8 protein-coding genes are annotated in these 6,191 nt (G+C 62.0%); 4 read left to right on the forward strand and 4 right to left on the reverse strand.

Annotation, left to right across the window (positions count from 1 at the left end):
- Nucleotides 1-20: 20 nt before the first annotated feature.
- Nucleotides 21-260, forward strand: coding sequence for a DUF5816 domain-containing protein (locus D8Y22_RS11095; RefSeq protein WP_141464778.1), 240 nt, complete (start codon nucleotides 21-23; stop codon nucleotides 258-260).
- Between the two features lie 94 nt (nucleotides 261-354).
- Complete coding sequence (locus tag D8Y22_RS11100; protein WP_141464786.1) at nucleotides 355-663, forward strand: DUF7116 family protein; 309 nt, start codon at nucleotides 355-357, stop codon at nucleotides 661-663.
- 43 nt (nucleotides 664-706) lie between these two features.
- Here the strand turns inward: D8Y22_RS11100 and D8Y22_RS11105 are convergent, their stop codons facing one another.
- Entirely contained in the window at nucleotides 707-1,912 is a 1,206-nt protein-coding gene (locus D8Y22_RS11105) for a pyridoxal-phosphate-dependent aminotransferase family protein (protein WP_141464779.1), read from the reverse strand.
- A gap of 181 nt (nucleotides 1,913-2,093) precedes the next feature.
- On the opposite strand from D8Y22_RS11105, the gene D8Y22_RS11110 reads away from it, so the two are divergent.
- Nucleotides 2,094-2,294: a dodecin gene (locus D8Y22_RS11110; RefSeq protein WP_141464780.1), complete on the forward strand. Its 201-nt coding sequence runs from the start codon at nucleotides 2,094-2,096 to the stop codon at nucleotides 2,292-2,294.
- Nucleotides 2,295-2,607: 313 nt separating this feature from the next.
- Here the strand turns inward: D8Y22_RS11110 and D8Y22_RS11115 are convergent, their stop codons facing one another.
- From D8Y22_RS11115 to D8Y22_RS11125, 3 genes are all read right to left on the reverse strand, one after another.
- Nucleotides 2,608-2,982, reverse strand: coding sequence for a HesB/IscA family protein (locus D8Y22_RS11115; protein WP_141464781.1), 375 nt, complete (start codon nucleotides 2,980-2,982; stop codon nucleotides 2,608-2,610).
- Between the two features lie 273 nt (nucleotides 2,983-3,255).
- Nucleotides 3,256-4,539 carry a histidinol dehydrogenase gene (hisD, locus tag D8Y22_RS11120; protein ID WP_141464782.1) on the reverse strand — a complete coding sequence of 428 codons (1,284 nt, stop codon included), beginning with the start codon at nucleotides 4,537-4,539 and terminating at the stop codon, nucleotides 3,256-3,258.
- Between the two features lie 37 nt (nucleotides 4,540-4,576).
- Entirely contained in the window at nucleotides 4,577-4,798 is a 222-nt protein-coding gene (locus tag D8Y22_RS11125; RefSeq protein ID WP_141464783.1) for a hypothetical protein, read from the reverse strand.
- A gap of 184 nt (nucleotides 4,799-4,982) precedes the next feature.
- On the opposite strand from D8Y22_RS11125, the gene D8Y22_RS11130 reads away from it, so the two are divergent.
- Nucleotides 4,983-5,675: a DUF7546 family protein gene (locus D8Y22_RS11130; protein ID WP_141464784.1), complete on the forward strand. Its 693-nt coding sequence runs from the start codon at nucleotides 4,983-4,985 to the stop codon at nucleotides 5,673-5,675.
- Nucleotides 5,676-6,191 lie beyond the last annotated feature (516 nt).

The following is a 6,191-nucleotide window of genomic DNA, read 5'->3' on the forward strand; positions in this document are numbered from 1 at the left end:
TCCCAGTGCTAGATCTCGGCATGCGATCGATTTCGATCGAAGATGGGGAGACGGTCTACGTCTCCGAGACCGACGGCGATAGAGGATCGAAGGGCCCGTTTCTCGTCACCTACGCCTCTCAAGAACGGGACCACCGATACGGCTGGTTCTGTACGAACTGCGAAAGTCTCGATAACGCGATGGACTCGATGGGACGAATCAAGTGCAACGTGTGTGGAAACTTCCGAAAGCCAACCGAATGGGACGCAGCCCACGAATAACGTCGCTTATATCTCGGACATAGACAACAATCGCCACAGTGGCAACACTTATCATGGACGGGGTCGTACATCGTAGTGAATGGGTCCTGTTAACATGCGTCTCGTCGAGCAGGCCAGGTCGATCTTCGCTGAGCTTGGATACACCGTCGAAGGAACCGGGCCGGCGTTCCGTGCGGAACGAGCATGGAAAGTCGTCCACGTCAATACCGTTCTCGAGCAGGGATCGTTGCCGACATCGTCGTCGGGACAGTTCCACTGTTTCGTCGCCGATGCCGACGATGCCGACGATCTCGAGACACGACTCGAACGGGAAGATCCCAGCTACGAGTGGGCGATTATCGTCGTCGACGGGGAAGACTATCAGGTCGAACGAGCCCCACCAGGACCACGCGCATCAGTATAGAAGTCAGAATCGCCGCCAACTCGAATTTTTATAACAGACCGTCTCACTCCTCGAGCGCACGCCGTGTCGCCGTCACACCGGCGCCCGGATCGACGTCTGCGCCCATCGACTCCAAGACATCACCGAGTGCCGTCACGACGTAGATGACGTTTGCCGGCCGCGCGGAGTGGCCCATACAACCGATCCGGAAGATTTCGCCGTCCAGATCGCCCAGACCGCTTGCGATCTCGAGGTCGTAGCGCTCGAGCAGCGCCGAACAGACCTCGCCGTCGTCGATACCGCCTGGCACGCGGACGGCGTTCAGACTCGGCAGCCAGTACTCGTCGGGCGCGTTCATCTCGAGGCCCATCTCCTTGACACCTGCTTTCAGCGCGCCAGCTACCCGCTCGTGGCGGTTCCAGCGCTCTTCGATTCCCTCCTCGGCGACCAGCCGCAGCGCCTCTCGGATCGCGTAGACGTTCGTGATTGGGGCGGTGTGATGGTAGGCCCGCTCGTCGCCCCAGTAGCCCTCGAGCAAGGAGAGATCGAGGTACCACGACCGTGGATCTTCGTCTCGCGAGAGAACTTTTTCCATGGCTTCGTCCGAGAGGGTGAGCGGGCTCGCACCCGGCGGACAGGAGAGACACTTCTGTGGCCCCGCGTAGGCAACGTCGATATCCCAGTCGTCGACGCGGAGTTCGACCCCGCCGATCGAGGTGACGGTGTCGGCGATCACCAGCGCGTCGTGGTCGTGAGCCGCCGCGGTCAGTTCCGGAACCGACGGCTGGAGGACACCCGTACTCGTCTCCGCGTGGACGAACCCGAAGACGTCAGGGTCGTGTTTGGAAAGCGCATCGGAAACATCGGCTGGCTCGAGGGGCTCACCCCATGGCGCATCGACCTCGACGACCTCCCCACCGGCCCGTCGGGCCATCGAGGCCATCCGGCCGCCGAAGTAGCCGTTCGTCGGGACGAGCATCGTATCGCCCGGCTCGACGACGTTCCCAATCGCCGCCTCCATCGCTGCGGAGCCGGTGCCAGACACCGGGATCGTCCACTGGTTGTCCGTTCGGTACGTATACCGCAACAGCTCCTGGACCTCGTCCATGATCTCGACGAAGGACGGATCGAGATGGCCCACCAGCGGCGTGCTCATCGCCCGAAGCACTCGAGGATGGACGTCGCTCGGACCCGGTCCCATCAGCGTTCGGTTTGGCGGCGTCAATTCGTCGATTTCGGTCACGTCGATCGCATCGTCAGCGCCAGGCATGTTCGAAACGTGGTATCGGCACCCTCAAAAACGTTCACGCCTCGGCCAGTTCGACGCCGCCTCAGTTCGTTGCCCGAGCGCTTCTGTCTCACCGTATTCGTCACCGAATCGATCACGAATGCTGAGGGCTGCGCTCTCCTGACACACATTAATAGGGATTCGCACCGTAGTTCGACAGGCGATGGTCTTCAAGAAGATCACTCTGATCGGAACGAGTACCGAGAGTTTCGACGACGCGGCCGACAACGCTATCGATCGCGCCGAGGACACGCTCGACAATGTCTACTGGATCGAAATCGACGAACTCGGCGTCGAAATCGCCAGCGTCGAAAACCGCGAGTATCAGGCGGAAGTGACCGTCGCCTTCGAACTCGAGGATTGATACGGATTGCTGTAACGATTTACCGGCGCAACCGCCGCCCGGGTCGCGGGTGCGCCGGCAATGACTTACAGTAAACCGTATGAGGCGGTCTGCTGTACGACAGTATCGCCGCGACCGTCACCTGCCCCTCGGTCGCGCCGGTACACGGGAACAACAGATTCCCTGAGACAGACATCCGTGAGTGCGGGCTCGGAGGGAGGTCACTGCTCACGAACCAACTGTCCGCAGGTCCCTCCAGCTACTCCCATTTGAGTCGTCACTCCGCGAGCAACTAACTCCGAACACGACCGTGGATACCGGCGGTTAAAACGGGTTACGTGCGGAACGATTCGCCACAGCCACATTCGCTCACCACGTTTGGATTCTCGACGTGGAACCCTTCGGCCTGGAGGCCGGACTCGTAGTCCAGCACGCTTCCTTCGATATACTTCAGGCTCGCGGGGTCGACGAAGACGCGCAGCTCGTGGTGCTCGTAGATCGTGTCGTCCTCGTCGGGCGCATCGTCGAACCGCATTCCATAGGACAGGCCCGCACACCCGCCTTGTTGAACGAACAGCCGTAGGCCGGACTCTCCGGGGTCCATGCCCTCTCTCTCAAGCAACGAGAGTGCCTGCTGGGCTGCCGTTTCGGTCACTTCGATCTCGGGGCGCGTCTCGGCGTTCCCGCCGTCCACGGATTCCGTGCTCATATCACCCCATTCCGGCGCAACGATGTTAACTGTGACGCCACCAACTCGTCCGGTCGCTAGTCTCATCTGGTTTCGTCCCCCAGGATACCGGTACTCGAACGGGACGGGTGTCATACCATCTACTGTGATTCGTTACTGGTGGTCGCTCGACTGGACCAGCGACCCCGGTAAAACGCACCAATAGGCCGTCTCATACGGTTTACTGTAAGTCATTGCCGGCGCAACCGCCGCCCGGGTCGCGGTTGCGCCGGTAAATCGTTACAGCAATCCGTATCAGTCGTCCACGAGTCGTCGTCGTACGCTCTCGGCGTGGGCCTCGAGTCCTTCCGCTTCCGCGAGCGTCGTGATCGTTTCGCCGATGGCGTCCAGTCCGTCCCCGGAGAGCCGCTGAACCGTCGTCGAACGCAGAAAGGTCTCGACCGCGAGCCCGCCGGTCACGCGTGCACCGCCGTTGGTCGGGAGCACGTGGTTCGTCCCGCTTGCATAGTCACCTGCGGCGACGGGCGTGTTCGGCCCGAGGAAGACGCTGCCGGCGCTGTCGATACGATCCAAGATCGATTCGTCGTCGTCGGCTACGATCGTGAGGTGTTCGGGCGCGTACGCCTCCGTAAAGAGAATCGCCTCGCTCATCGATCGTGCGTGGAGGACGGCGCTGGCGTCGTTCTCCAAGGCCGCCCGAATCACGTCCTCGCGCTCGCGCGCGCCCGCTTGATTCTCGACGGCCTCGGCGATGGCCTCCGCAGTCGCCTCGTCGTCCGTGATCGCGACGACCGGCGCGTTCGGATCGTGTTCGGCCTGTGCGATTACGTCCGCGGCGACGAGGTCCGGATCGGCCGTTTCGTCGGCGACGACGACGATTTCGCTCGGGCCCGCGAGGAAGTCGATCTCGACATCACCGCGAACTACCGCCTTGGCTGCGGTCACCCACTTGTTCCCAGGCCCGACAATCTTCTGGACGCGCGTGATCGTCTCCGTCCCGTAGGCCAGTCCCGCGATCGCCTGCGCACCGCCGACGCTGTAGACCGCGTCCGCGCCCGCGAGGTCGATCGCCGCGAGCGTCGCCGGATTGAGCTCGTCGGCCGGCGGCGTGACGACCGCGACGTGCCCGACCCCGGCGACGACGGCCGGCACGATCCCCATGATCGCACTCGAGGGATAGGCCGCTGACCCACCGGGAACGTAGACGCCGACCCGATCGATCGGTCGGAATCGCCGGCCGAGCTCCCGACCGTCGTCGAACTCCCGCCGCCAGTCCTCGGGTAGCTGCGCCTCGTGAAACGCCCTGACGTTTGCGATAGCGGTCTCGATCGCCTCGCGTAACTCGTCGTCGATCTCCTCGAGTGCTCGTTCGCAGTCGTCGGTGATCTCGAGATTGCCGACCGAGACGCCGTCGAACTCCTCGCTGTACTCGCGGACGGCAACGTCGCCCTCCTCGCGAACCCGGTCGACGATCTCGCCGACGTCGTCCGTGACAGCTTCGATACCTGCATCACGCTCGAAAAAGGCAGCGCGATCGTCCGGTCCGAGATCGGCGACTGCCCGAACGTCGATACTCATGTATACGCGTTCGGATGGCGACCGAAAAACGGTTTCCTTACGCGTCGGTGCGTTCGACTTCCCAGATGCCGACGGCGTCCAGCGTCGCCCGCACGAAGAGACAGACGAGGATCCCGAATCCGACGAGGAGAATCGGTGCCTGGAAGAGCTCTGCGGTGGGCCGCCCGATCACCAACTGTCCGAAGCCTCGAACGAAGAAACTCGCGATGACGAACCCGAACCCGATCACCGCGAGCTTGACGAATCCTGACTGGTTCATAGTGCCCGTATCGGTGTCTCTACGGCCTCAAGGGCTAAATTCTATCGATCGAACGACTCGATTCGAACGGCCGACTCGAGACAGTAGTATACTTACGCTCGACGGTCAACGTGATACGCATGCGCGGTCGCGACCGCATTATCAGATGGTCGGTCGACGGTCACCCGGAGGTCGACGAGCCGTGATGTCGGTCTCCGTCGCCGGCCGATCGATCACGATTCCACGGCCGACGCCGATTACGGTTGCCACGTGGCTGACCGTCCTGGTCTTTCAGACGGTGCTCGTTGTGACGTACGCAGCCGCCAGTAACGCTCAAATCGGGCTCTTCCACGTCTATCCGTTCGTCTGGATCAACCTCAGCCTCTGGGTCTTCTGGCAAACCGATATCCCAACGGCGGACCGCCGACAACACGCCCTCGCCGGGTCGATCGCCATCGGCTACTTCGCAATTCTTGGGTTCTTCGGCGGACTATACGGCTGGCTCCCTCTGTTCGACCACCCGGAACACCATCTCCAATATTTTGAACAGATGCAGGGATTCGATCTCGCAGTGACCCTGCCGCCAGGGTACGGTCCAGCGCTGTTCTACGTCAGTCCCACGCTCGCCCTCTCGATTACTCCCTACGCGCTTATCGGCTATCTGACGCTTGCGTACCTCGTCTACGTCACCGTTCTCGACGCCGCGAACGCGGCCGCCCCGGGGATCCTCGGACTCTTCGCCTGTATCAGTTGCACCTGGCCGATCATCGCCTCGGCGTTCGTCGGCGCCGGGACATCCACGACACTCGTAGCGGGTATCTACGCGCAGGCGTACGAACTCTCGACGATCGCGTTCGTCCTGACAGTCTTGCTCCTCTACTGGCGGCCCCTCGAGTAACGGCTGCTCGAGACCACGTTGTGTGAGCGGTATTGGACCGAGGGCTATGGGACTGTCCAGCATCTTCGACACTGATCAACGCAGACCACGCCGGGCTCGAGACGACGGCCTTATGTACGAACCCGGTCCTCGTATTGAATGCGAACGACGTGGCGCAAGTCGCCGCGTCCCCTCCGGCCGTTTCCCGGCACGGAGGCTGACACATCCACCCTGTACACGGGGCATTCGGCGCCGGTCTCGACCGACGCCCTTATATGCTCCAGTGGCGTACCGATAAATCGGACCAATCGCCCGCCGGATGCGGTTTCCGGCGGCGACCCCGATCCGACGCCCTTAAGTGTATTAGGGTACTCGGATGGTAATGCAACAGACGATGTGACTGACCGGGCGTTCAACTCGCTCGGTCGTCTCGGGCCGTCAGAGTTCGAAGGGGTTATGTACCCCGGATGGCTTACGATTAGGTCCGAAGGAAATGAGGATCCTACCCCTGCGGTCTTCCGTACAGATGGGATCTGA

It is taken from the genome of Salinadaptatus halalkaliphilus, from assembly GCF_006543045.1.
In the GTDB taxonomy this organism is placed as follows: Archaea; Halobacteriota; Halobacteria; order Halobacteriales; family Natrialbaceae; genus Salinadaptatus; species Salinadaptatus halalkaliphilus.

Excerpts from the sequence above, each read along its gene's own strand:
- D8Y22_RS11130 (WP_141464784.1), top strand. The coding sequence starts at position 4,983 with ATGTCGGTCTCCGTCGCCGGCCGATCGATCACGATTCCACGGCCGACG.
- D8Y22_RS11095 (WP_141464778.1), top strand. The coding sequence starts at position 21 with ATGCGATCGATTTCGATCGAAGATGGGGAGACGGTCTACGTCTCCGAG.
- D8Y22_RS11100 (WP_141464786.1), top strand. The coding sequence starts at position 355 with ATGCGTCTCGTCGAGCAGGCCAGGTCGATCTTCGCTGAGCTTGGATAC.
- D8Y22_RS11110 (WP_141464780.1), top strand. The coding sequence starts at position 2,094 with ATGGTCTTCAAGAAGATCACTCTGATCGGAACGAGTACCGAGAGTTTC.
- hisD (WP_141464782.1), bottom strand. The coding sequence starts at position 4,539 with ATGAGTATCGACGTTCGGGCAGTCGCCGATCTCGGACCGGACGATCGC.
- D8Y22_RS11125 (WP_141464783.1), bottom strand. The coding sequence starts at position 4,798 with ATGAACCAGTCAGGATTCGTCAAGCTCGCGGTGATCGGGTTCGGGTTC.
- D8Y22_RS11115 (WP_141464781.1), bottom strand. The coding sequence starts at position 2,982 with ATGAGCACGGAATCCGTGGACGGCGGGAACGCCGAGACGCGCCCCGAG.
- D8Y22_RS11105 (WP_141464779.1), bottom strand. The coding sequence starts at position 1,912 with ATGCCTGGCGCTGACGATGCGATCGACGTGACCGAAATCGACGAATTG.